We start from the raw sequence: 21,668 nt of genomic DNA on the forward strand, positions 1-21,668 counted from the left end.
TAACATTGTCAAGCCGGTTAGACCGGCAAAGGATTTAGGGTTATTGGAGTATGTGAAGGCGTTGTTGATCTACACCGAGGGGCTAGAAAAGGATTTAGAGTTTTGTACGCGAGCTAGCAAGAAACAGACGAGCCGGGGTTAAGCATTCTGCTTAACCCCGTTAGCAAGCAAGATTTACCCCGTTTGCGAGTGCGAGTGCGCAAGTTAGCCAAGCAAGATTGATGCCCCTTAAACCCGCGCGCTAACCCGTCATAAGGGAGCACAAAGCTAGCCGAGGGGAGTAGAATACTCTTCCCGTTGCGCAGCGATGGTTTTATAACAACAGAGGCAAGCGTGGCGCTTGCCCGGCGCAACGATCTAAGCGTCTCGTTTAAGCCGGCTAGTGTTGTATAGGCAGTAACCCTTTGGAGAAGTTGGCTAGGGGTTAGAAGAGATTGTGAACAATGGTAAATCTATTTATGCGGATGGCATTGACACCATATGGCTTAAAAGGGGTGATGAACACCACTAGCAGGGTTGTCTAAGGGGTAGGACAGGGGGTAACACATGGATCATCACAAGTTGCAAAAGGATAAAGGGGAATACCCCCGAGGGGATTAAAGGGCGATAGCACGAACCTGTCCGCTTATAGTGCTAAGTTTAATCCCGTACTGACTTCTACAGATGAGCCCTTTAATCGCTCCTATCTTGCCCAAAGAAAACTTAAAAGGCAAACTAAAGAACTCTACACCAAAACCCAAGAGGGGGGGGTTAGAACACTCTTAGAGCTTAAGAGCGCGCAAAAGCCAAGCGCGCGTTCCCAAAGCCACAAGGCTCTGTTTATTTGCTCTCCTCTTTCTTGTCATCATTGCTACAAGCTTTATAGATTCCATAAGCAGCAGCAGCAGCACCAAGAAGAGCGGTTCCTATAATACTGCCCGTACTTGGCGTGCCAATTGGCAAATCCTTAGGCGTTAAACAATCTGATTTTCCATTGTGCATAATGGGCATGGAAACCTCCTTATTCCTCGTCTTCATCATCGCTGCTACAAGCTTTATAGATTCCATAAGCAGCAGCAGCACCAAGCACAGGCGCGGCAGCCACCACGCCCAAACCAGCGGCCATACCTCCGCCTACAACTGAGCCCACAGCCGCTAGACCGCTTGTAATTCCCGTTGCCCCTAGCCCAGCAACACCACTAGCCGCTACCGCGCCTACAGCCCCAACCGCCCCAGCAGTTGCGCCCGTCCCAGCCGCTAATACGCTATTATCGCTTTTATCTTCAGCCATATAAACCTCCGTTTATTTTTTTTTAAAGGCATATAAATAATACTTAAATAATACTTAAATAATACTCGTCTTAGTTGCCCGTTTGCATGCCCCTTGATCGTTCTTGGTAATCTTGCGCCACACCCTAGCCATTGAGGTACACATCTCCTAAAGCCACAAGCACATTGGCATTACCAAGCACTTTTGAGTTTGACCCTTTTAAGGCCTTTGGCGATGGTGGTCTTTACCCCGCTTTTGCGCGCGTGGACTTTGTTGCGTTATAGCGTGCCGGGCAATATTGGGGCGTTGTTGGGGCATCGGGGGGTGAGCTGGAGAGATCCGGATCGGGGGATTGGATCCTTGCACCAACAGGGCAAACGCATCAAATTTTAGAGAGAGACGGGTATGCTTGTGTCATCTGTGGAGCAGGGAAAAAAGAGGGGGTAGAACTGCATGTAGATCACATTAAACCCAAAGACTTAGGGGGGGCAAGCTAGCTTAGAAAATGGGCAAACCCTATGCGCTAGGCATAATTTCTTAAAAAAGAATTTTAACCAAACTTCAGACGGGCAAGAGAATGTTTATGCGCCTGCTTGAGAGCGCCCAAGAAGCAGGGGAGGTAGAATTAGTCGCCTTTTTAGAAGAGGTCTTAAGCGTCTATGAAAAGCATGGGATTAACGGGCATGTGGTGTGGAAAAAACTAGATTAGAGCATAAAATGCCCAAAGTCGACCTATTCTCTAGTTTCTGCTTGTCTCTTCAGGGCCGAGAAAAAGGGGAGCAATTTCAACGCGTATCCTCACGCCCAAAAAAGAGCGCTCTCTTGAGAAGAGAGTCTTGAGGGCTAAAGCCTAAACGAGTTCCTTCTTGCGCACTTCTTTAATTCTAGCGGCCTTGCCCCTACGCGTGCGCAAATAATAGAGTTTAGCGCGGCGTACACGCCCCACGCGCAAGACTTCAATACTCACTAGGCTTTCTGCATAAAGGGGGAAAATCCTCTCCACTCCGATACCATTTGCGCCGATCTTGCGCACGCAAAAGGTGCGATCCACACCCGCCCCACGCAAGCTGATACACACGCCCTCAAAATATTGTGTACGCACCTTGTCGCCCTCTTGGATACGGATTCCTAGCTTAAGCGTATCGCCGGCTTTGAAAGTAGGGGGCTGGCTCTTGATCTGAGTGTCTTCAAAGTATTGGATATAGCGGTTCTTCATCGATGCCCTTTCTGGTCCATGTGTTGAAAAGTGTGTAGCGAGCGATTCAAGGCATAGAGACTAGGGGCGTGAAACCGCGTCCTATCCATGGATAAATCGCGCATAAGGTTCTTTATTCTGCCATGATTTCCCTTTGAATACTCTGAAATTGTCCCGGAATGCACGCAACTTGGTGTGTTTAAAAGGGGAGTACGGGCAAAATTAGGGGCTTCTAAAGCGTTGTCCTCAAAGCTTTCTTGTTCCAAAGAGCGTGCGTTGCCCAAAGTGCCCTCTAACAAGCGCACAACACTATCACAAAGACATAAACCTGCCAATTCACCCCCTGTGAGCACGAAGTCTCCCACGCTCAAGACCTCATTGGCGTAGGTTTCTATCACACGTTCATCAAACCCATCGTAACGCCCACATACCAGCACTAGATGTTGGTATGTCGCTAGACGTTTGGCATCTTGTTGGCAAAAGCGTTTCCCACTAGGGGTTAAGAAGATTACATGTGCGCTAGGGCTTTGGGCATGCTGTAGTGCATTTTCTACCATGTAGGGGTCTAAAATCTGCCCGGCTCCCCCACCCACAAGGGCAAAATCCGCGCGCTGGAACCTATGGGGAGAAAAGTCGCGCATGTTAAAAATTTCTAGGCTAAAAATCTGTTTATCTAGGGCACGCCTTAAAATAGAGTCTTCAAAATAAAAGGTGATGAGTTTGGGGAAAAGGGTGAGAAAACTAAAGCGCATCAACTCTCTTCTAAAAGCCCCTTGGCGTGGGTAGTGTAAATACAACGCGCGTTCAAATCCACTCCCTTAACATAAGTGTCAATATAGGGAATAAGAAAAAGTTTATGTGGGCCTTGCACAAAGAGGTAGTCCGTGTTAGCCAGCCTCTCAATACGCGCCACCACGCCCAACACCTCTTGAGCCTCCACAATTTGCAAGCCCACAAGCTGAAAGTATAAAAACTCCCCCTCCTGCAAAGGGCAAAGTCGAAGGCTGTCCTCTTGACTCATCGCCATCACCCAGCACACAAAACCCCTAGCTTGTTCCAAACTTTGGACTTCTTTAAAGAAGATCAAGCCCCTTTGGGGCTGGTAACACGCAATCGTTAGGGGGATGGGGGGAGGTGCATGGAGAATAGGGCTATAGACATACACGCACACCCCCGTCTGCAGGCATTGGGTGAAATCCCCCTCTAGGGTCAGCTTTAGCCCCCCTTTCAGACCCACCGCCCTGCCCAAGCGCCCCACTACTACCAAGTTTTCTTTAGAGTACATAGGGGTTCTCAGAAGCCAACACCACGATCTTATAGCTCAGGCCATCCTTGGCCTTCATGCCCGAAATAAACGCCTTAAGCGCACTAATGATCCTGCCTTCTTTGCCGATCACGCGCCCCATGTCCACCGGATTGGTGTAAATGGCAATTTCTTTCAAATGCTCTTCTACAAGTTGCGAGCGTACTTCTACGACTTGCGGGTAGGTTACGATTTTCTTGCAATATTCCAAGACGAACGCCTCTACACATGCGCCCTCTTGCATTAGAGTCTATGATCCTTTGGCTAGTTTAGCTACCCTCTGGCTCATTTTAGCCCCCACACCCTTCCAGTAGTCCAAGCGGGCGTGATCGATCTGTACCACCTTAGGATTACTCAAAGGGTTATAATACCCAATCGATTCGATCCAACCTCCATCGCGTTTTTTACGCGAATCTGTAACCACCACCCTATAAAAAGGCTTTTTTTTGCGCCCCACGCGTGTGAGTCTGACAACTGTCATGGCTAATCCTTTCTTTTTTCAAAAGTGCTCATTCTAACGCCTCATGCCTAAAATTAAGCTTGATCGCCCCCGTAGTACACCAGGGCCGAACCCCACGTCAGCCCCCCTCCAAAGGCATCTAGGAGCATCAAGTCCCCTCTTTTGAGTTTGCCTTGTTCGTAAATATCGCTCATGGCCATTGGAATGCTGGCCGCAGAGGTATTGCCATACTTCTGCACGGTCAAAACCACTTGTTGTGCGCTGAAGGACAATTGGTTTTGAACGGCTTGGATGATACGCAAATTAGCCTGATGGGGAATGAAATAGGTGATCTCCTCGGGAGTGATCGCGTTGCTTTGTAAAATCTCTTCGACATCTTTGAGCAGAGTTTTGATGGCGAGCTTGAAGACCTCATTACCCTTCATTTGAAGGGCTTGGGCTTGGGGGGCTTCCTGCTGGATAAAGGGGCTGTTTTTAAGGGTTCTTGGCGTGTAAAGATAATTGGCATGCTGGCCATTGGAGGCGATCTTCACATCTAAAATACTTTCTTTAGGGTTGTCTGTACGTCCGATCACACATGCTCCTGCCCCATCTCCAAACAGTACGCAGGTACTGCGATCTTCAAAGTCCAGCACACTAGAACAACGCTCCGCCCCCACAATCAAGACATGCGCATACATGCCACTCTCCACAAAGGCTTTAGCGCAGGCCAGAAGATAGATAAACCCACTACATGCGGCAATGATGTCCATGCTAGGGGTGTTTTGCAGACCCAGCTTAGCACTTAAAACGCAGGCTGTAGAAGGCATGCACATGTAATCAGGGCTGAGCGTGCCCACCAAGACCAAGTCAATGTCTTCTTTGGTAATCTTAGCGCGCTCAATGGCAGTTTCAGCTGCCCGAACTCCTAAATCGCTGCTTTGTTCCTGACTGGTGGCAAAATAGCGAGTCTGGATACCCGTGCGCTTTTGAATCCACTCATCACTGGTGTCCAAGAGGGATTCAAAAGCGTCATTCCTCACGCAAACTTGGGGAACATAGGAGGCTACAGATTTCAGGGCTGCATAGGGCATGTCTCTTCCTTTTAACCTAGGGCACTTCTTGAGGGGGTTGCTTGTGTTCAAAGGCCAAGGCCATTTTCTCGCACACCCCGCTTTCTTTCGCTTTGATCGCTTGATAAATGGCACACTCCATCGCCCTCGCGTTACTTTTGCCATGGCTGATAATAACCACTTTACTCACCCCCAAGAGGGTGCGCCCCCGTATTCGGCATAATCTGTCTTTTGCCTGAGGGTGTAAAAAGCCTCCTTGAGTAAAAACGCGCCCAGCTTGGCTCCCAAACTGCGTTTGATCTCATTTTTAAAGACCGATCCAATCGCGCTGGCCGTGCCTTCGGTAGTTTTCAAGACCACATTCCCCACAAATCCATCGCACACCACCACATCTACTACATTTTCAAAGATGTCGTTACCTTCAACATTACCCTTAAAAATAGGGGTTTCTGCCTTGTGTTGGCTAAAGAGGGGGTATTCACTGATGAGTTTGAAGGCTTCTTTAGTGATCAAATTTCCCTTGCTATCTTCTTCTCCATTAGCAAGAAGTCCCACGGTGGGGTTTTCATAGCCCAATACGTCTTTAGCATATTGGTAGCCCATGATGGCAAAGTCTAAGAGGTACTCTGCCTTACAATCTGTATTAGCCCCCACATCTAGGCACAGACTGGCGCGCTCTTTGACAGAGGGCATGAGGGTGCAAAGTGCGGGGCGATTCACGCCCTCAATGCGCCCGATCCTTAAGGTTGCCAAGCCCATCGTGGCCCCGCTATGCCCGGCTGAGACCAAAGCGTCCGCACCATTTTTTAAAATATTCATCGCCACAAAGATGGAAGACTCCTTGCGCTTGAGGGCATCCGTGGCATGCTCCTCCATGCGGATATAATCTGGACAATGGATAATTTCCACTTTAGAGGCTAGGTCCTTAGAAATGAACGCCTTAGCCTTGCTCTCATCACCCACTAAAACGGGTTTGAAAGCGACAGATCCCAAGGCTTTAGACACGCCCTCAATGATGGGCAGGACTCCCAGGTCCGCCCCCATCATGTCAATGACAATCTTCATTGTCTTAACCCGGGATCACTTAGTAAGCCCCTGTAAATTTATTGGTAAAATGGGGCAACTTCCAACTCCCATCTTTGTTCTTTACAGGTGTCGCCAGCTTCACACTATAATGTGTGCGCCTCTTTCTACCCCTCGTTTTACTCACACGTCTATCAGGAACTGCCATAATTCTCCCTTATTGAATTTGGTTAGCGTAGTGGTAGTCTTGTTGGATGGACTGAATCTCTGCACGCAACAACGCGCTCAAATCGATGCGCCCATCAAAGCTCTCTACTACGTCCATGCTATCTATCACCCTACCCCCTACATAACATTCCCGCCCCGCGCTGGTGTACAGGCCATCGCTCACACACAAGAGCATTTCTTGAGAAATGGACTTGTCAAAAAACACCCCACTTAAGGCGCATTGCACCTGCAAATGCCCGTGCAAAACCCCCTCTATTAAGTAAAGCTTGCTCCCCACCCGGGAGACTCCCCCCTCCCAACACAACCCCTCTTCTTTGAGACAGAAAGGCTTGGCAACCGCCCCGATTTTACGCATTTCTAATTTCACAGCCAATCAAGCAAAGAAAAATGCAATCTCTCTCTGGGCGTTTTGCGCGCTATCACTCCCATGCACCACATTAGCGTCAATATTCTGTGCGAAATCCGCCCTAATCGTGCCCGGTTTAGCAACCTTTGGATCAGTCGCGCCCATTAGCTCGCGATTCTTTTCCACGGCATCCTCCCCTTCAAGCACCATCACCACAACCTCTCCACTTGTCATGAAAGCCACTAAATCTTTGAAGAAAGGGCGTTCCTTGTGCACGGCATAAAAATCCTGCGCCTGAGCAACATCCAAGCGTAATCGCTTGATTTGGACTACCTCTAGGCCGGCATCTTCAAACCGGGTGATAATCTTGCCGATGATGCGCTTCTTCACGCCGTCTGGCTTGATGATGGAGAGGGTCTGCGCCATTGCTATCCTTAAAACTCAAATCTTAAAAGTGCCCATTATAACAACAACTGCAAAATTTTTAGCTTAAACTCCCCATGGGTTGAAACACACCTTCCATACTTGTAGTATAATTCTAACATGAAGAGAGTAGATTTAAACAGCGACATCGGAGAGGGGTTTGGCTGTTATCGCATGGGGGATGATGAGGCCATTATGGCGCAGGTGAGCAGTGTGAATTGTGCTTGTGGCTGGCATGCTGGCGATCCTTTGATCATGCAAAAGATTGCTAAACAAGCAAAGGTTTTAGGTGTGGGTCTGGGTGCGCACCCGAGTTTCCCCGATTTATTGGGCTTTGGGAGACGCAAAATGGAAATTAGCCCTAAGGAAGCTAGGGCTTATGTGCTCTACCAAGTGGGTGCGCTGGGTGCCTTTGCTAAGGCCTGTGGATACTCCTTGCAGCATGTCAAACTGCATGGGAGCCTTTACAACCAAGCTGCCCATGACATATCTCTAGCCACAGCGATCCTAGAGGCCATAGAGGATTATGACCCCAACTTGGTTATTTTGTGCTTGAGCGGGAGTGTCATGGCCAATCAAGCCCAAAAAAGAGGCCTAAGAGTCGCCCAAGAGGTCTTTGCAGACAGACGCTATTATCCAAATGCGCGCCTAGTGGAACGCGCCCATCCAAAAGCCCTAGTGAGCGATCCTAAAGAAGCCGTTGAGCAGGTGCTTGGCATGGTAGTTGATCGTAGAGTTAAAACCATTGATGGCACAAATATAGAGATTCAGGCCGATTCAATCTGCATCCATGGCGATCACAAAGAAGCCTTAGAGCTTGCGCGGCAAATCCGCCAAGCCTTAGAGAGCCAACACATTTCTATCAAGTCTTTCAATGAACTCTAAATCTGCTTTCGTAGGCGCGGCATTTCTCATGGCCACTTCTGCCATCGGACCGGGTTTTCTCACCCAAACCGCCCAATTCACTCAAAGTTTAGGCAGTTCTTTTGCCTGCGTGCTCCTGCTTTCCGTGGGGATGTCTTTAATCGCACAGTTGAATGTATGGCGTATTTTGATTGTCTCCCAAAAAAGAGGGCATGAGATTGCTAGCGCAGTGTTGCCCGGGTTAGGCGGGTTGCTCATCGTTTTTATTTGTTTTGGGGGGTTGGTGTTCAATGTGGGTAATGTTGGGGGGGTAGCATTGGGCATGCAGATACTCACAGGTCTAGATCTCAAAAGCGGCGCGCTTTTGGGGGCCTCTTTAGGAATGCTGATCTTTGTTTCTAAAAGGGCGGGGGCACTTATGGATAAACTCACCCAAATTCTAGGTGCTTTGATGATCCTCTTGGTGGGTTACATCGCCCTTTCCACCACGCCCCCCCTAACGCAGGTGGTCAAAGCAGCGATCATGCCCAGTGAGTTTTCTATCTTGGCGGTTTTGACTCTCAGTGGGGGTACAATAGGGGGCTATATCATCTTTGCAGGGGGGCATCGCCTTTTGGATTCTGGGGTCAAACATGATCTCAAACAAGTGGATTTTTCTGCCTATTTAGGCATTGGGATCGCCACTTTGGTGCGCCTCTTACTTTTTTTAGCCGTGTTGGGTGTGTTGGACGCTGGGCATGTTTTAGATAAAGCTAACCCGGCTGGAAGTGCCTTTAAAATTGCAGCGGGGGATTGGGGGTATAAAATCTTTGGGATGGTGTTTATGGCTGCGAGTCTGACTTCTATTGTAGGGGCGGCTTACACCAGCGTGTCTTTTTTAAAGGGGTTTGCCCTTGTCAGAGCGCATGAAAATGGTTGTATCATTGGTTTCATTGTGGTTTCAACTCTATTGTTCATGCTAATTCAAAGACCTATAGCTCTGCTCATTATAGCCGGCGCGCTCAATGGGTTAATTTTACCCTTAAGCTTGGGGGTCGTGCTCATCGCAGGGTATAAAAAAGATTTGGTGGGTTCTTACCAGCATTCTAAAATTTTAGCGTGCTTGGGTGTAGTGGTGGTGCTTTTTAGTGCCTATTTGGGAGGGCTTTCTTTGAAGCATTTGGGGAGTGTATTTTAATGAAGGGGGTCCGGTATTTTGTGTGCGGGCAGAGTGCGTTACTTTTAGAATTTGGAAAACAGATTAGCCCTGAAATCCACGCACAAATCCAAAAAGCGCGCCTTGCCCTAGAACGACAAAAGATAGACGGCATCGTAGAGCTCGTGAGTGCTTATTGTACTTTGCTGATCCACTACGACCCCTTAGCGTGTTCGTATGAGCACTTGATCGATATTTTAGATCATTTGGATTTAGACGCAGAAAACCTAGAAATGCCTTGTCATCTAGTAGAAATCCCGGCTTGCTATACCCCAGAATTGGGGGAGGATTTAGCCTTCGTGTGTGCCCATACCAAACTTTCGATTGAAGAAGTGATCCGCCGACACAGCGCGCCTACCTACTTGGTTTATATGTTGGGCTTTTTACCCGGCTTTGCCTATTTAGGCGGGCTAGATGTTTCTTTAGCTACACCTAGATTAGCCACACCTAGAATGCGAGTTGTTCCTGGGTCTATTGGCATTGCGGGCATGCAAACAGGAATTTACCCGCTTACATCCCCTGGAGGTTGGCAAATTATTGCTAGAACGCCTCTTGAGCTATACAACCCCGCCAAAGACCCTCCCGTTTTTCTGCAACCTGGTGATCGCGTGCGCTTTGTACCCATTGGCATAGAAGATTACCACGAAATCGCCCGACAAGTTCAAGAGGGCATATACACTCCCAAATGCACACAGGGGTTAAAACATGGTTAATGTCAAAGTGTTAGAGGCGGGTTTATTCACCAGTATTCAAGATTTGGGGCGCAAGGGTTATATGCGCTTTGGTATCCCGGTAGGCGGTGTTATGGATGAATTTAGCGCTTCTGTGGCAAATTTCTTAGTGGGCAATGCTGCTAGCCAAGCTTTGTTAGAGATGACCTATGTGGGCGCGCGCCTAGAATTTTTAGAGGAAATGCACATCGCTATCACTGGGGCTAATCTCACACCAAAGCTTAATGATCAAGACATCGCTAATTGGGAATCACACCGTGTCAAAAAGGGAGATGTTTTGAGTTTTGGGGGTTTAGTTGCAGGTGTACGCGCCTATGTGGCGTTTTCTGGCAGCATTGATGTACCCGCAATGTGTGGGAGCAAGGCTACGGATGTGCGTGCACGCATGGGGGGTCTAAGGGGGCGGGCCTTGCAAAATGGCGATGGCTTACACATTGTCGTGCGCCCTGAGTATCGGCTTAGAAGAGTGCCTGAGGATTCACGGCCCTGTTATCTTTCCAGTGCTGATTTGAGGGTGTGTCTTGGCCCTCAAGAAGAGCGTTTTACCCCAAGTAGCCTTCATGATTTTTTACAAACAGAATACACAATCAAAGTGCGATCCGATCGGATGGGTATTTGTTTAGAGGGCTCACAGTTAGCTTATAGAGATTCTACAGAGATGATCTCTGAACCCTTAGTGATGGGGAGTGTTCAAGTCCCCCCAGATGGACAACCCATTGTGCTGATGGCTGATTGCCAGACAACGGGGGGCTACCCCAAAATCGCCACACTGCTAAAAGCCGCTCTGATTACCCTTGCCCAAATGCGCCCTAAAGACAGAGTGCGCTTCATGGCTACCAGTGTGCAAGACGCACAAAAGCAATACCAAGAGTTTTACGCGCGCCTATGCGCCCTCAAGGCACAAATACAAGTTTAAAGACAGATCCACCAGTATATCAGCGATGCTTATGAGATTGCCATGTAGCATTTGGAGGCAGGTACCGGTGCGTGTTGCGACCTTGTCAAGAGTTTCTTAAAAAAGACATTCTATGGAACTGTGACAGCGCGCTAAAAAAGCTGCGTAGCTAACTAGGACTTCTTAAACAAGATCAACTCATAAGAAGTCTTTTCAAGTCTCTTGACTTCGGATTTTGTAGGAGCGTTCTTTTGTAGATGGGTTTGCAACTCTTCATTCAGGCGATCGAGCTCATCAAGGCGATCCTTAAGACGCAAGATAATATCCACTCCGGCCAAATTCACCCCCATGTCTCTAGTGAGCCGTAAGATTGTCTTGATCTTGTCTACATCTCTTTGAGAATACAGACGCATTTTTCCATCGGTACGCTTGGGCTCTAGCAAGCCCTCTTTTTCGTATTGGCGTAGAGTTTGGGGGTGTACCCCTAAAATCTTAGCCACCACGCTGATCAGATAAAGGGGCGCGTCATAATCTAGCATTTCAAATCCTTTAGGGTAATTGTTCTTGCAACACCTGTTTGCATTGCGCGCTCATGCTATCGGTGTGGGGTAAAACTACATTGGCTTTTAAATACAAATCCCCCATGCCATTGTTCTTGCGGTTCTTCACTCCAAGCTCCTTTAGGCGGAATTTTTGCGCGTTCTTGGTATTGGGGGGGATCTTAAGACTCACCTCTTTATAAAGCGTTTGCACTTCCATTTTACCCCCAAAGAGTGCGATTTTTAAGGGCAGATCAAAGGATTTGATGAGGTCATCGCCCTCTCTAGTGTACTCATTGTCCTCTAACACATGTACTCTTAAAAGCACATCACCACGCATGCCCCCTTGTTGGTGTCCGCGCCCGCGCGCGCGCAGCACCTCACCCTCTTTGACCCCCGCGGGGATTTTGATTTCAAAGCTGTCATGATTTAATTGTACCTTGCGTTTTGCGCCCAACACGGCTTCTTTAAAGCCAATTTGAATATCTGCTTGAATGTCCAAATCCACTTTAGGGCTAAAGCCCCCCCCAAAATTTGCGCTAAAGGCATTCCCAAACCCCCCCCCAAAGCCATATCCCCCGCTCCCAAAAATTTGGGAGAGAATATCATCAAAATTTCCCCCTCTGGCGCGTGCAAAGTCGCTAAAATTCTGCCCCCCAAACATGCTATCGCCTAAGCGGTCGTACTGGGCGCGTTTTTGGCTATCGCTCAAGATTTCATAGGCCGCGTTGATCTCTTTGAATTTCTCTTCGGCTTCCTTGCTCTTGTTGAGATCGGGATGGTATTTGCGCGCCAAACGGCGATAGGATTTTTTGATCTCCTCCGTACTGGCCCCCTCACTCACTTCTAAGGTCTCATATAAACTTTTTCCCATGTATGTCCTTTGCATAAAGTTAATTTATTATAGCATAAAACTTTAGTCTTATAGTATCAATTTTATTTAAACTGGGCGCGTTAATTAAGATGTGCATAATAAGAGCAATCAACTAACGCAGGATTAAGGTTATTGCGCTAGAATGAGGGTCTGAAATTACCACTAAGAGTTTTGCATGGGATCGTTAAAGCACTGACATTTTTCTTAGCTCTCTTTGGGTATGCGAACGCTTATGTCTTGGAGAGCTCGGGTTCTTTTGTAGCTATCGGTTTTTACCGTTTGCCCTCTAGTATTCCTAAAAGTGTACGTCCCAAGAAGATGCGCTTAATAGAGGCTATCTTGGGCGTGCTGGTTTCAGGAAAGGCATCCCCCACTTTAGAGAACATCGCTATCTATGACGCTCATTCCATGCGCCTAGGGCAGTATGAAGACTTTGTAAGCAAGTGCCAAAAGCATGTCAAAATTGAGTTGCCCCAAATGGGCAGCCATGTGAGCGCCTCTAGCACAGGGCCCTATCATGTTAACTTTCACTGGAAGTTTTAAGAAGTGCTCTTGGTGATCACGCCCCCGCCTAGCACGCGGTCTTGATCGTAGACCACCAACGCCTGCCCTGGTGCCACGCCATAAATAGGGGTTTCAAAGCGCGCGCGGATGGTGTCTTTTTCTAAACTGATGTGCGCGCTGGTGGGGGTGCTCCTATAGCGCACCTTGACCAAGTACGCGCCCTCTTTGAAATTGGCAGGCAGGGATTTATTTTGCGCCTCTAGGGTGGAGATCGCAAGCGCTTCCTTTTGCCCCACAATGATCTCATTCTTAGACGCGTCAATACCCACCACAAAATGGGGCTCATGCGCGCCCTTGATAGAAAAGCCCTTGCGTTTGCCAATGGTGTAGTGCATATAGCCCTTGTGTGTGCCCACCACCTCCCCCTTGAGATTGCGCACCAAGCCCTCTTGATCCACTTGTACATGCTTTTTGAGTGTGTCCATGTAATTGGTGTCTACAAAACAAATTTCTTGGGATTCTTTATAGGTTTGCAAGCTCCCCAAAAAGGGCATTTTTTCTAAGGCTAGGGGTTTGATCTGGCTTTTGAGCAAATCCCCTAAGGGGAAGAGCAGGCGGTCAATGGCTTTTTGGGGCAGGGCGTAGAGAAAATAGCTTTGATCCTTACTGCTATCCCTTGCCTCTTTAATGCGCAACACCCCATTGACTTCTTCTAAGCGCGCATAATGCCCGGTGGCGATCTTTTCACAGCCTTGATCTAGGGCAAATTCCAAGCCTAGCCCAAATTTCATTAAGGGGTTGCATAGCGCGCAGGGGTTGGGGGTTTGCCCTTGCGCGTAAGCGTGTACAAACGCGTCATAAACGCCCTGCTTGAACTCCGCTTGCAAATCCACCACTTCAAAGGGGATATTTAAAAACTTTGCCACCTCTTGGCAGTTGCGGATATACACCGCATGCTTTTCTTCTTTGGCGTGCAATTTGAGGTAGAGTCCTAGCAATTCATGCCCAGCTTGTTGCAATAAATACGCGCTATAAGAGCTATCCACCCCCCCGCTCATCAAAACCGCGACTTTCATTTTAGGTTCTTTTAAGTTAGATACAAAAACCTAATGTGTTTTACCTGAGATATTGCTTAAACTACCACCGCAGAACAAATATCTCCTTATCTCAAAAATGCTTTTCTAAAACCTCATTAAGGCATTTGACCAAATAAAAAACTCTCTCTTGACGCTTAAAAAAGGGTCGGGCACTTAGTCATCTATTAGTACTCCCATGTTATGGTCTTTATGGTCTTGTTCCAACTACTAGATTATTAGGAGTTACTCTCCATGCGGAGGCGCATTTTTGCCTGCTTTCTAGCCACCTTTGTGGCTAATGGCTTGGCGCGTTTTGGATATGTGGTGCTCATCCCTATGCTCATTGTTTCAGGCAAGCTCCAGCCCGATCAGAGCATCCAGCTAGGCATTGCGATTTTAGTGGGCTATATTTTTGGAAGCTTTAGCATCGGGGTTTTGCAAAAATATTGGAGTTTAGAAGCGATCGCGAAGTTAAGCTTTTTGTGCATCGCTTTAAGTTTCTTTGCCTGTTTTTTTGATTCTCTGCCCTTTGTGTGGGCGTGGGCATGGCGCTTTTTAGCCGGGTTAGCCTCTGCGGCGTTGATGGTGTTGGCTGCCCCCCTGTCTCTAAGTCTTGTGAAAGAAAAACACCGATCTAGCGTGAGTGGCTTTATTTTTAGCGGGATTGGGATAGGGGCGATCTTTAGTGGCTTTGTGTTGCCCTTGTTTGCGCCCTTTATCCATTGGGCATGGATTTTATTAGGAGGCTTAAGCCTATTTGCCTTTTTCTGTGCGCTTTTTTCTTTAAAGCCCCTCCATCCTCCCAAATCCCCCTCCCAAACCTCTAACTTCAAGCCTTCGTTCTTTTTCCTCTTACTCGTGATCTCCTATGTGCTCAATGCCATTGGCTATCTCCCCCACACCCTCTTTTGGGTGGATTATCTCGTGCGTGCCCTGCATTTTAGTAACGCTGTTGCGGGCGCGTCTTGGGCGTTCTTTGGTTTGGGATCGGCATGTGGGGCGATTTTAAGCGGGTTTTTAGCTAGGGGGATTGGCTTGAAATGGGCTTCTATTGTGGTGCTTGCGATCAAAGCTTTCGCCTGCTTGATTCCTGCTTTTTCTTCTCATTTGGCTTGGCTCAATCTCTCTATCTTTTTAATGGGTTGCACCACAACGGGGAATGTCGCGCTCACAAATGCTATGGCGTTGCGCTTAGTGGGCAAGGATGCCTTTGCGCGCGCTTCAAGTTGGCTCACCTTTAATTTCGCCATCTTCCAAGCCCTCTTTTCTTTTGTCTTTAGCGCGGGTCTGCACCATGTGGGTTTTTTTATCCTATTTGTCTTTTGTGGAATCGCCTTGATCTTGAGCTTTGTGGTGTTGTTGCCGGTTTAATCAAAATCTCTTATAATACCCCTTTTTATCAAGAGGAATCCATGTCCAGCCAAGAAGAAACTATAGAAGACCAAACTAAAAGAGAACTAGAAAATCTCAAGATCGCCTACTACGCCAAAACCGCCCCCATCAATGAGGAAACCCAAAGGGCGTTAGAACAAGCCCCCTCAAAGAGCGGGGGGAATGGCAAGAATTACACAACCTCACTCATAGGTGTAGGTGATATTGCCCAAATGGGTTTTAATTTCCACAGAGAGGATTTTATAGGGCAGACACGCCACGCCGATCATATAGCCTTGGGAGTATTTCAAAATATACCCTCTCTTATTCCCCCGAGCCGGACGGCCATCTGCCATAATTTGACTCCAGTCATTGCAAGAATTGCCCTCATTGATCACAATCCCCTCTAAACGCACGGGGTCTCTGTTTTTAGAGGTGATTTCAATCAAAGTCCCCAGCCCCTCCCCAAAGAGATCAAACTCTTTTTTTTGAATATCAAAATTGAGTTTGTAGGCGACATGTTTAAGGGGCTAGGGCTTTAAGATTCTTGCAACCTACTTGTACTCCTAAATCACAAGCTTTTTCAAAATACCGCCGTGCCATTTCTTTATCTTGCCCCACGCCCTTGCCCTTTGCATACATCACCCCCAAATTGGTATAAGCCAAAGCATCCCCCATATCCGCGGCTTTTTGCAAGTATTGCAGGGCTTTGGAGTAGTCTTTATTCTTATAGTAAGACTCTGCTAGTTTAAAGTACTCATCTGCCTGACTCCCCGCATAACAAACCCCTAAAGCCACTGCCAACAACAAGATCACTTGCCACACACGCTTTTTCAACACAACTGACATTTTTGCTCCTTGTCAAGTATTTTTAACTTTCTTTGCTGGGGTTGTCTGTGCCACACTACTTCCCTATGTAGTGAAAGATAACCAGCAATTCCATACATCCAAGAATTTGACTCCATGTATCCCCCTCAACCCAACCCTATTTGCCCTCGTGTTTGTGCACTTTGTCTAAGTCAGCTGAGGGTTCTAGCACCTCATAAAACACCCGCTCATGTTCTGCTTGATCCTTTTGACTCCTGATAAAATCAATGGCATCTTGGGTGAGCAATTTAGAGCTATTGAGCACGACAATGTTTTTAAAGAAACATTGCTTGTATTGCTCATAGTCATCTCTCAACAAATGGCTTTTATAGCCACAGCAATCCTCTAAAAACTTTTCTAAATGCTTGCGATCGACTTTGTGTGCGCCCTCCGGATTCCAGTTGATACACTGCACAAAGACAATTTGTTTGTCTTTTCTCAAAACCAAATGAATCCTCGTGAAGGCTAAAATATTGCCTTCGCGCGCCTTGCTTGCGCTATAGTCTTTGACGCTAAACCCCTCGCCCGCATAGTGTGCCTTGACGGCATTTCTGTATTTTTTGGCATAATCTGTGTCCATTTCAATGCCTCCCTTGTATTCTATGATTTCAAAACCCACCCGCAGATCTTGGGCGTGATCCTTGATAAATTGCCACGCCTCTTTTTCTAGCACAGGGCTAGAGAGCACCAAAAGTCTTTGGCAATTTTTGCCTAGATACTGGGTTTTCTCTAGGGCATCGCAATTTTTTAAAAATGACTTGACATAGTCCAAACCAACACGATAACCCGTTTCGAGATTCCAGTTTTTGCACTGGATCAAAAGCACCTCATCGCCCTTGCTCAAAATGAGATCGATTTTTTGGTCGTTCTTGCCCAAATCGCGGTGAAAAATGGGGTCATAGCCATTTTTGGCATATTTTTTAGCGATAAACTCTTCGTATGTGCTGCCTTTTTGCATGTTTTTAGTCCCTTGATTGTCTCTTTCATCAAAATGCCCATGGGGTTTTTCACAACTAAACTTTGCTAAATCACCGAACGCATGCGCTGTGCGGGCGTTTTGAGGGTTGTTTTCAGTGCATGGGGGTTTGTCCTCCTTTGTCGTTTCTATAAAGGCGCTCTTGTTACGCTCAACTCTATCGCTTGAGGTATGGTTTGTGTATGCTTCTTGGGGGTTTTTAGGGCTAAGTCTGGGGGCTGTGTCTTTGGATGATCGTTTGTTTAAAAAGATGAGAAAAACGCCTAAAACGCCTCCTGCAAGGATAAGCCAAATCATAGACACACCCTAAGGGCTGGAAAATAAATAGGGGGGTATTGGCGAAAAGTTTTAGTGCAAGGGTCTAGTCTATTGTATGGCTGCTGCGGGGGGGGGGGGGGGGTGAAAAAGGCAAAGGCGTTAAAAAGCACACAAAGTTCTAGAATCAATTTTAAAAGTCATGATGCTAAAGAATAAAGGTGCATTATAGCATGGTTTTTAAATTGTGTGAAGGTTTAGCCCTTAAGATTGGCGTTTTAGCATGACGATATGCGCCCCATTTAAGCCATTTTGTGGGCTTAACCCCCTTTTTACCTAAATCCTTTATAATTCCCCCTTTATCAAAAGGAAACCCATGCCCAGCCAAGAAGAAACCATAGAATACGGAATCAAAAAAGAGCTAGAAGCCCTTAACATTGCCTACTACGCCAAAACAGCCCCCATCGATGGGGAAACCCAAAGGGCGTTAGAACAAGCCCCTTCAAAGAGCGGGGGGAGTGGCAAGAACTATCCCGATCTCAAATTGCTTTTAAGCACGCCCAGCGCGCGCAAATTGCCCGTGATGATCGAGGTCAAGGGGCTTAAGGGGCGTTTAGCCAAGTTTGGCAAGGATCATAGCCCAGATTTAAGCACCAACGCCATTAAAAATTACGCCCTCAATGGCGCGCTGCACTACGCCAATGCGATTTTAGATTATAGCTATAGCTACAACGAGGCGATCGCCATAGGGATCAATGGCTATGAGAATGAAGGCAAGCTTTACAAAGAATACGCCCTTTACTATCTCAACACCAAGCACCTAGCCGTGCCTCAAAGGATCGGGGAATTTAGTGATTTAGGGATTTTGGCGGATTTAGGGAGGTTAGAACAAGCCCTAGACAACCTCACCTTAAGCGAGGAAGAACGCAACAAAGCCATTGAGGATTTAGAGAGCGAAACAGAAAAGCAACTAAAAGACCTTGATCAATTCTTATTTGAAAGAGTCGAGGGGCTTAACCCTAATAATCGTGTGGGTTTGTTTGTGGGGATGATTATGGCGGCAACAGGAGTTGCTGACATGATGATAGAACCCCTAAGGGTAGAGGATTTAAAGGGCGCACAAGACGATGAGGTCAATGACGGGGCAATTTTTTTAGACAAAATCAAAGTCTTCTTAAAGAGCAAGAAACTACCTAAAGCCAAGATAGACTTAGTGATGAATGACTTAGAACGCGCTTTTATCCACTCTGGTCTGTGGTCGTGCAAAAAATACAGGGGGGGTTATAGCAGTGTAGAAAGCCCACTTAAAAAAACCTATGGGTGGCTTTTAGAACACATTTTCCCCTTAGTGAAAAAGCTCGGCAGCGCAGACATTGCGGGCAGACTTTTTAATTGTCTGACTCGGTGGTTAAAAGTGCAAAATGATGATTATAACGATGTCGTTTTAACCCCCCGTGAGGTGGTGGATTTGATGGTGGAACTCGCCCAAGTCAATAAAGATTCTTATGTTTGGGATTATGCCACGGGCTCGGGGGCGTTCTTGATCTCTAGCATGAATAAAATGATTAATGATTGCAAGGAAAAAATCACCAACCCCAAAGAGAGAGAGGAAAAGATCGCCCACATTAAAGCCTACCAACTTTTAGGCATTGAAAAGAGGGCGGATATTTACTTGCTGGGCGTGCTGAATATGCTTTTATTTGGCGATGGGAGCGCGAATTTTTTACACAAAGACAGCCTTAAGGAATTTGAAGGGTTTTACGAACAAGGAGAGGGCAAAGAGAACGAACGCTTCCCCGCCAATGTGTTTTTACTCAACCCCCCTTATAGTGTTGAGGGCAAGGGCTTTATTTTTGTAGAGCGGGCATTAGAGAGGATGGAGAAGGGGCGCGCGGTGGTGATTATCCAAGAAAATGCCGGAAGTGGCAATGGCGACATTTACACCAAAAAGATTTTAGAGCACAGCAGCCTAGTGGCAAGCATTAAGATGCCCCTAGATTTGTTCGTGGGTAAATCTAGCGTGCAAACGGCGATCTATGTTTTTGAGGTGGGGAAAGCCCACAACCCTAATGACAATGTGCTTTTCATAGATTTTAGCAATGATGGCTACACCCGCGCGGCGCGCAAAAAGGCGCGGGCGAGCACGAATTTACGCGACACCGACAACGCCAAAGAACGCTACCGAGAATTAATAAATATCGTGGTGCATGATGAAGATCCAAAGTTTTATAAAGACCATTTTATTAAGGATAAAATCAATACTGAGGGCAAGGACTGGACCTACGCCCAACACCAAAAGATAGACACCACGCCTAAGCTGGGCGATTTTAGCGGGAGTGTGGCGGAGTTTTTAGCCTATGAAGTGTCCTTAGTGCTCAAAGGCACAGAGGGAAAGCCCCACCCCCACGCCTAAAAAGCTGGCAAGCTTTGTGTGCCCTAGAGTGGCGTGGGGTGCAATTAGGGGGGATTTTTGAGGTGTTTAAGCCTGCCAAACACAGCCACCAAAAACGGCTTTTACCCACAGAACCCAAAGAGGGCTATATCCCGGCCATCACTTGCACCACGCAAAACAACGGCATCGCCTGTTATATGCCAAAAGAGGGGGCTTTGGTGCTGGAAAATATGATTTCTGTGGGGGCTAATGGCGATGCGCCCGCCTTTTACCAACCTAGAGAATTTACACTTTTGCAAGATTGTTACGCCCTAAAATTTAAGGGCAAAGAGCTAAACCGCTTGCAATATTTGTTTTTGGTCGTGTGCCTAAATAAGGTCTTGGCTAAGTTTAACTGGAACAACAAATCCGGTTGGGCTAAGGTCAGCCAAGAGAAAATCCTTTTGCCCTTTGCCAAGAATGGGGAAATTGCTTTTGAGGTGATAGAGGTATTTATAAGGGAACTTCAAGCGGAGCGCTTGAGGGAACTTCAAGCGTATCTAAAAGTAACAGGATTGGAGGACACTATGCTAACCCCAGAGGAAGCACACGCCTTAAATATTTTCACAAACTATTTTGTTTGGAAATCGGGGGGGGGGGGGGGGAGAACTCTTAACTTGGCAAGAGTTTAAAATCGGGGCGTTGTTTGACATAAAGACCCCTAAAAGAAAATTTGACGCTAATAAAGTGCGCTTCTGTGTGGGTGGATACCCGTATGTCGCAAGGGGAGCGAGCAACAACGGCATTAGGGGCAATATTGAAGCAGACCCCATTTTTTTAAACGATGCCCCAAGTATCAGTTTCGGGCAAGACACAGCGACCATTTTTTACCAAGACAAACCCTACTTCACAGGCGATAAAATCAAGATTTTCACGCTAAAAGAGGGTAGGCTAGAACGCCATAGGGCGTTATTTTTCATTGCGAGCATGCGTCCAGCCTTTAGCTCTTTTAGCTGGGGCAGCACTTCTTTTAAACAATCCCTTTTAGAGAACATACCCTTTAAATTACCCACCCACAAAGATGGCACCATCGCCTATGATCTCATGGAGCACTTCATCAAAGCCTTAGAGAAACAACACATTGAGAGAGTTAAGGCATTGTGGGATCAAAGATTAAAGGCGTGTAAGGATATAATTCAAGCAAAAATTTAGAGGATTTGCCCATGACATTTAAAGACGATAGCGCCCCCGTTATGATTGGGGGGGGGGGGGGGGGGTAACATGGCAAGAGTTTAGGGTGGGGGATTTGTTTAAAATCCAAGCTAACCCCCAGCTCAATAAAGATAGCTTTAACTTTGTAGAACCGCCTACTTTTACGCCAAGCGAGGATAGACCTATGGCTTACCCCTATTTCACCCGCACTTGCATGAATAATGGCATTGCCGGGTGGGTGGAATATTTAGACGAGGAACACAAAATTAAGGGCAATTGCCTAGCAGTGGGGATGATAGGCATGCAATTTTTCTACATGGAGCAAGATTTTTACGCCGGGCAATTCACCAAGAGCCTACACCCCAAATTTGAGGGCTTTAATCGTTATATTGCCCTTTTCATGCTCACTTGCCTTAACAAGTTTCAAAGGATTTTACAAGGCGTTTTAGTGCGTGATTTTGCCAAAACCCTAAATAACCTTAAAATCATGTTGCCCACCCACAAAGATGGCACCATCGCCTACGACCCTATGGAAAACTTTATCAAAGTCCTAGAGAAACAACAGATTGAGAGGGTAAAAGCCTTGTGGGATCAAAAGTTAAACGCTTATGACAAAGTCTTAAGCACGCCGTTAAAGCCCGTTTAAATGGGGTTAAAAT

28 protein-coding genes and 2 pseudogenes are annotated in these 21,668 nt (G+C 47.0%); 12 read left to right on the forward strand and 18 right to left on the reverse strand.

Annotated elements, in window-relative coordinates; translation table 11 throughout:
* Positions 1–819 precede the first annotated feature (819 nt).
* Positions 820–990 carry a hypothetical protein gene (locus tag EAO38_RS08890; protein ID WP_162982679.1) on the reverse strand — a complete coding sequence of 57 codons (171 nt, stop codon included), beginning with the start codon at positions 988–990 and terminating at the stop codon, positions 820–822.
* Between the two features lie 10 nt (positions 991–1,000).
* The gene (locus tag EAO38_RS04500) at positions 1,001–1,270 is read right to left on the reverse strand and encodes a hypothetical protein (protein WP_205588349.1); all 270 of its coding nucleotides are present in this window, start codon (positions 1,268–1,270) and stop codon (positions 1,001–1,003) included.
* A 213-nt stretch (positions 1,271–1,483) separates the two neighbouring features.
* On the opposite strand from EAO38_RS04500, the gene EAO38_RS08895 reads away from it, so the two are divergent.
* Positions 1,484–1,642 carry a hypothetical protein gene (locus EAO38_RS08895; RefSeq protein WP_162982680.1) on the forward strand — a complete coding sequence of 53 codons (159 nt, stop codon included), beginning with the start codon at positions 1,484–1,486 and terminating at the stop codon, positions 1,640–1,642.
* A 190-nt stretch (positions 1,643–1,832) separates the two neighbouring features.
* Positions 1,833–1,958 carry a hypothetical protein gene (locus EAO38_RS09340; protein WP_268877817.1) on the forward strand — a complete coding sequence of 42 codons (126 nt, stop codon included), beginning with the start codon at positions 1,833–1,835 and terminating at the stop codon, positions 1,956–1,958.
* A 141-nt stretch (positions 1,959–2,099) separates the two neighbouring features.
* Here the strand turns inward: EAO38_RS09340 and rplS are convergent, their stop codons facing one another.
* The 10 genes and pseudogenes from rplS to ndk all read right to left on the reverse strand — a co-directional run bounded on the left by rplS (position 2,100) and on the right by ndk (position 7,282).
* Positions 2,100–2,465, reverse strand: coding sequence for a 50S ribosomal protein L19 (rplS, locus tag EAO38_RS04510; protein WP_121021526.1), 366 nt, complete (start codon positions 2,463–2,465; stop codon positions 2,100–2,102).
* The gene (gene trmD, locus EAO38_RS04515; RefSeq protein ID WP_121021528.1) at positions 2,462–3,196 is read right to left on the reverse strand and encodes a tRNA (guanosine(37)-N1)-methyltransferase TrmD; all 735 of its coding nucleotides are present in this window, start codon (positions 3,194–3,196) and stop codon (positions 2,462–2,464) included. The genes rplS and trmD overlap by 4 nt, the downstream gene beginning before the upstream one ends.
* Positions 3,196–3,729, reverse strand: a complete 534-nt coding sequence (gene rimM, locus EAO38_RS04520; RefSeq protein WP_121021530.1) for a ribosome maturation factor RimM — start codon at positions 3,727–3,729, stop codon at positions 3,196–3,198. The genes trmD and rimM overlap by 1 nt, the downstream gene beginning before the upstream one ends.
* Positions 3,719–3,991 carry a KH domain-containing protein gene (locus EAO38_RS04525; protein ID WP_121021532.1) on the reverse strand — a complete coding sequence of 91 codons (273 nt, stop codon included), beginning with the start codon at positions 3,989–3,991 and terminating at the stop codon, positions 3,719–3,721. The genes rimM and EAO38_RS04525 overlap by 11 nt, the downstream gene beginning before the upstream one ends.
* A 6-nt stretch (positions 3,992–3,997) precedes the next feature.
* The gene (rpsP, locus tag EAO38_RS04530) at positions 3,998–4,228 is read right to left on the reverse strand and encodes a 30S ribosomal protein S16 (RefSeq protein WP_121021534.1); all 231 of its coding nucleotides are present in this window, start codon (positions 4,226–4,228) and stop codon (positions 3,998–4,000) included.
* 53 nt (positions 4,229–4,281) lie between these two features.
* Positions 4,282–5,280: a beta-ketoacyl-ACP synthase III gene (locus tag EAO38_RS04535; protein WP_121021536.1), complete on the reverse strand. Its 999-nt coding sequence runs from the start codon at positions 5,278–5,280 to the stop codon at positions 4,282–4,284.
* A 16-nt stretch (positions 5,281–5,296) separates the two neighbouring features.
* Positions 5,297–6,324: pseudogene (gene plsX / locus EAO38_RS04540) on the reverse strand (phosphate acyltransferase PlsX).
* 19 nt (positions 6,325–6,343) lie between these two features.
* On the reverse strand, positions 6,344–6,490 hold the full coding sequence (gene rpmF, locus EAO38_RS04545) for a 50S ribosomal protein L32 (protein WP_121021537.1): 147 nt from the start codon (positions 6,488–6,490) through the stop codon (positions 6,344–6,346).
* A gap of 9 nt (positions 6,491–6,499) precedes the next feature.
* Positions 6,500–6,877 (reverse strand): hypothetical protein, encoded by a 378-nt coding sequence (locus EAO38_RS04550; protein WP_121021638.1) that lies wholly within the window; start codon positions 6,875–6,877, stop codon positions 6,500–6,502.
* 6 nt (positions 6,878–6,883) lie between these two features.
* Positions 6,884–7,282, reverse strand: coding sequence for a nucleoside-diphosphate kinase (ndk, locus tag EAO38_RS04555; protein WP_121021539.1), 399 nt, complete (start codon positions 7,280–7,282; stop codon positions 6,884–6,886).
* Positions 7,283–7,399: 117 nt separating this feature from the next.
* Between ndk and EAO38_RS04560 the strand changes: the two genes are divergently transcribed.
* The 4 genes from EAO38_RS04560 to EAO38_RS04575 are packed head-to-tail and all read left to right on the forward strand — an operon-like array spanning position 7,400 to position 10,985.
* Positions 7,400–8,164: a LamB/YcsF family protein gene (locus tag EAO38_RS04560; RefSeq protein WP_121021541.1), complete on the forward strand. Its 765-nt coding sequence runs from the start codon at positions 7,400–7,402 to the stop codon at positions 8,162–8,164.
* Entirely contained in the window at positions 8,154–9,320 is a 1,167-nt protein-coding gene (locus EAO38_RS04565; RefSeq protein ID WP_121021543.1) for an NRAMP family divalent metal transporter, read from the forward strand. The genes EAO38_RS04560 and EAO38_RS04565 overlap by 11 nt, the downstream gene beginning before the upstream one ends.
* On the forward strand, positions 9,320–10,051 hold the full coding sequence (gene pxpB / locus EAO38_RS04570; RefSeq protein WP_121021545.1) for a 5-oxoprolinase subunit PxpB: 732 nt from the start codon (positions 9,320–9,322) through the stop codon (positions 10,049–10,051). Before EAO38_RS04565 ends, pxpB begins: the two co-directional genes overlap by 1 nt.
* Positions 10,044–10,985, forward strand: a complete 942-nt coding sequence (locus EAO38_RS04575) for a 5-oxoprolinase subunit C family protein (RefSeq protein ID WP_121021547.1) — start codon at positions 10,044–10,046, stop codon at positions 10,983–10,985. Before pxpB ends, EAO38_RS04575 begins: the two co-directional genes overlap by 8 nt.
* A gap of 152 nt (positions 10,986–11,137) precedes the next feature.
* Here EAO38_RS04575 and EAO38_RS04580 read toward each other — a convergent pair whose 3' ends face one another.
* Both EAO38_RS04580 and EAO38_RS04585 read right to left on the reverse strand, forming a co-directional pair.
* A complete protein-coding gene (locus EAO38_RS04580) occupies positions 11,138–11,503 on the reverse strand; it encodes a heat shock protein transcriptional repressor HspR (RefSeq protein ID WP_121021549.1) in 366 nt (121 codons plus the stop codon).
* A 10-nt stretch (positions 11,504–11,513) separates the two neighbouring features.
* Complete coding sequence (locus EAO38_RS04585) at positions 11,514–12,377, reverse strand: DnaJ C-terminal domain-containing protein (protein WP_121021551.1); 864 nt, start codon at positions 12,375–12,377, stop codon at positions 11,514–11,516.
* 171 nt (positions 12,378–12,548) lie between these two features.
* Between EAO38_RS04585 and EAO38_RS04590 the strand changes: the two genes are divergently transcribed.
* A complete protein-coding gene (locus EAO38_RS04590) occupies positions 12,549–12,920 on the forward strand; it encodes a hypothetical protein (RefSeq protein ID WP_121021553.1) in 372 nt (123 codons plus the stop codon).
* Here EAO38_RS04590 and mnmA read toward each other — a convergent pair.
* Positions 12,917–13,957, reverse strand: a complete 1,041-nt coding sequence (gene mnmA / locus EAO38_RS04595; protein WP_121021555.1) for a tRNA 2-thiouridine(34) synthase MnmA — start codon at positions 13,955–13,957, stop codon at positions 12,917–12,919. The genes EAO38_RS04590 and mnmA overlap by 4 nt on opposite strands.
* Before the next feature lie 252 nt (positions 13,958–14,209).
* On the opposite strand from mnmA, the gene EAO38_RS04600 reads away from it, so the two are divergent.
* Positions 14,210–15,328 carry a YbfB/YjiJ family MFS transporter gene (locus tag EAO38_RS04600; RefSeq protein WP_162982681.1) on the forward strand — a complete coding sequence of 373 codons (1,119 nt, stop codon included), beginning with the start codon at positions 14,210–14,212 and terminating at the stop codon, positions 15,326–15,328.
* Between the two features lie 203 nt (positions 15,329–15,531).
* Here EAO38_RS04600 and EAO38_RS08900 read toward each other — a convergent pair whose 3' ends face one another.
* The 3 genes from EAO38_RS08900 to EAO38_RS04615 all read right to left on the reverse strand — a co-directional run bounded on the left by EAO38_RS08900 (position 15,532) and on the right by EAO38_RS04615 (position 17,468).
* Positions 15,532–15,777 carry a hypothetical protein gene (locus tag EAO38_RS08900; RefSeq protein WP_162982682.1) on the reverse strand — a complete coding sequence of 82 codons (246 nt, stop codon included), beginning with the start codon at positions 15,775–15,777 and terminating at the stop codon, positions 15,532–15,534.
* 73 nt (positions 15,778–15,850) lie between these two features.
* Positions 15,851–16,177 carry a tetratricopeptide repeat protein gene (locus EAO38_RS04610; protein ID WP_121021559.1) on the reverse strand — a complete coding sequence of 109 codons (327 nt, stop codon included), beginning with the start codon at positions 16,175–16,177 and terminating at the stop codon, positions 15,851–15,853.
* 136 nt (positions 16,178–16,313) lie between these two features.
* Complete coding sequence (locus tag EAO38_RS04615; RefSeq protein ID WP_121021561.1) at positions 16,314–17,468, reverse strand: restriction endonuclease; 1,155 nt, start codon at positions 17,466–17,468, stop codon at positions 16,314–16,316.
* Between the two features lie 334 nt (positions 17,469–17,802).
* Between EAO38_RS04615 and EAO38_RS04620 the strand changes: the two genes are divergently transcribed.
* The 4 genes and pseudogenes from EAO38_RS04620 to EAO38_RS04635 all read left to right on the forward strand — a co-directional run.
* Entirely contained in the window at positions 17,803–19,839 is a 2,037-nt protein-coding gene (locus tag EAO38_RS04620) for an HsdM family class I SAM-dependent methyltransferase (RefSeq protein WP_121021563.1), read from the forward strand.
* A gap of 14 nt (positions 19,840–19,853) precedes the next feature.
* Positions 19,854–20,489 carry a restriction endonuclease subunit S gene (locus EAO38_RS04625; RefSeq protein WP_121021565.1) on the forward strand — a complete coding sequence of 212 codons (636 nt, stop codon included), beginning with the start codon at positions 19,854–19,856 and terminating at the stop codon, positions 20,487–20,489.
* Positions 20,490–20,499: 10 nt separating this feature from the next.
* Entirely contained in the window at positions 20,500–21,009 is a 510-nt protein-coding gene (locus EAO38_RS04630; protein WP_407927419.1) for a restriction endonuclease subunit S, read from the forward strand.
* Positions 21,010–21,085: 76 nt separating this feature from the next.
* A pseudogene (locus EAO38_RS04635) lies at positions 21,086–21,655 on the forward strand (restriction endonuclease subunit S); the annotation flags it as partial.
* Positions 21,656–21,668: the final 13 nt, after the last annotated feature.

The sequence above is a fragment of the Helicobacter vulpis genome (genome assembly GCF_003660395.1).
Lineage (GTDB): Bacteria > Campylobacterota > Campylobacteria > Campylobacterales > Helicobacteraceae > Helicobacter > Helicobacter vulpis.

What these genes read in the sequence shown, in the direction of transcription:
- rplS (WP_121021526.1), bottom strand. Translation starts at nt 2,465, where the DNA reads ATGAAGAACCGCTATATCCAATACTTTGAAGACACTCAGATCAAGAGC.
- mnmA (WP_121021555.1), bottom strand. Translation starts at nt 13,957, where the DNA reads ATGAAAGTCGCGGTTTTGATGAGCGGGGGGGTGGATAGCTCTTATAGC.
- ndk (WP_121021539.1), bottom strand. Translation starts at nt 7,282, where the DNA reads ATGGCGCAGACCCTCTCCATCATCAAGCCAGACGGCGTGAAGAAGCGC.
- EAO38_RS04500 (WP_205588349.1), bottom strand. Translation starts at nt 1,270, where the DNA reads ATGGCTGAAGATAAAAGCGATAATAGCGTATTAGCGGCTGGGACGGGC.
- EAO38_RS04580 (WP_121021549.1), bottom strand. Translation starts at nt 11,503, where the DNA reads ATGCTAGATTATGACGCGCCCCTTTATCTGATCAGCGTGGTGGCTAAG.
- EAO38_RS04610 (WP_121021559.1), bottom strand. Translation starts at nt 16,177, where the DNA reads ATGTCAGTTGTGTTGAAAAAGCGTGTGTGGCAAGTGATCTTGTTGTTG.
- EAO38_RS04560 (WP_121021541.1), top strand. Translation starts at nt 7,400, where the DNA reads ATGAAGAGAGTAGATTTAAACAGCGACATCGGAGAGGGGTTTGGCTGT.
- rimM (WP_121021530.1), bottom strand. Translation starts at nt 3,729, where the DNA reads ATGTACTCTAAAGAAAACTTGGTAGTAGTGGGGCGCTTGGGCAGGGCG.
- EAO38_RS04600 (WP_162982681.1), top strand. Translation starts at nt 14,210, where the DNA reads ATGCGGAGGCGCATTTTTGCCTGCTTTCTAGCCACCTTTGTGGCTAAT.
- trmD (WP_121021528.1), bottom strand. Translation starts at nt 3,196, where the DNA reads ATGCGCTTTAGTTTTCTCACCCTTTTCCCCAAACTCATCACCTTTTAT.
- EAO38_RS04565 (WP_121021543.1), top strand. Translation starts at nt 8,154, where the DNA reads ATGAACTCTAAATCTGCTTTCGTAGGCGCGGCATTTCTCATGGCCACT.
- EAO38_RS04615 (WP_121021561.1), bottom strand. Translation starts at nt 17,468, where the DNA reads ATGATTTGGCTTATCCTTGCAGGAGGCGTTTTAGGCGTTTTTCTCATC.
- rpsP (WP_121021534.1), bottom strand. Translation starts at nt 4,228, where the DNA reads ATGACAGTTGTCAGACTCACACGCGTGGGGCGCAAAAAAAAGCCTTTT.
- EAO38_RS04620 (WP_121021563.1), top strand. Translation starts at nt 17,803, where the DNA reads ATGCCCAGCCAAGAAGAAACCATAGAATACGGAATCAAAAAAGAGCTA.
- EAO38_RS04575 (WP_121021547.1), top strand. Translation starts at nt 10,044, where the DNA reads ATGGTTAATGTCAAAGTGTTAGAGGCGGGTTTATTCACCAGTATTCAA.
- EAO38_RS04535 (WP_121021536.1), bottom strand. Translation starts at nt 5,280, where the DNA reads ATGCCCTATGCAGCCCTGAAATCTGTAGCCTCCTATGTTCCCCAAGTT.
- EAO38_RS04585 (WP_121021551.1), bottom strand. Translation starts at nt 12,377, where the DNA reads ATGGGAAAAAGTTTATATGAGACCTTAGAAGTGAGTGAGGGGGCCAGT.
- EAO38_RS09340 (WP_268877817.1), top strand. Translation starts at nt 1,833, where the DNA reads ATGCGCCTGCTTGAGAGCGCCCAAGAAGCAGGGGAGGTAGAATTAGTC.
- pxpB (WP_121021545.1), top strand. Translation starts at nt 9,320, where the DNA reads ATGAAGGGGGTCCGGTATTTTGTGTGCGGGCAGAGTGCGTTACTTTTA.
- EAO38_RS04525 (WP_121021532.1), bottom strand. Translation starts at nt 3,991, where the DNA reads ATGCAAGAGGGCGCATGTGTAGAGGCGTTCGTCTTGGAATATTGCAAG.
- rpmF (WP_121021537.1), bottom strand. Translation starts at nt 6,490, where the DNA reads ATGGCAGTTCCTGATAGACGTGTGAGTAAAACGAGGGGTAGAAAGAGG.
- EAO38_RS08890 (WP_162982679.1), bottom strand. Translation starts at nt 990, where the DNA reads ATGCCCATTATGCACAATGGAAAATCAGATTGTTTAACGCCTAAGGAT.
- EAO38_RS08895 (WP_162982680.1), top strand. Translation starts at nt 1,484, where the DNA reads ATGGTGGTCTTTACCCCGCTTTTGCGCGCGTGGACTTTGTTGCGTTAT.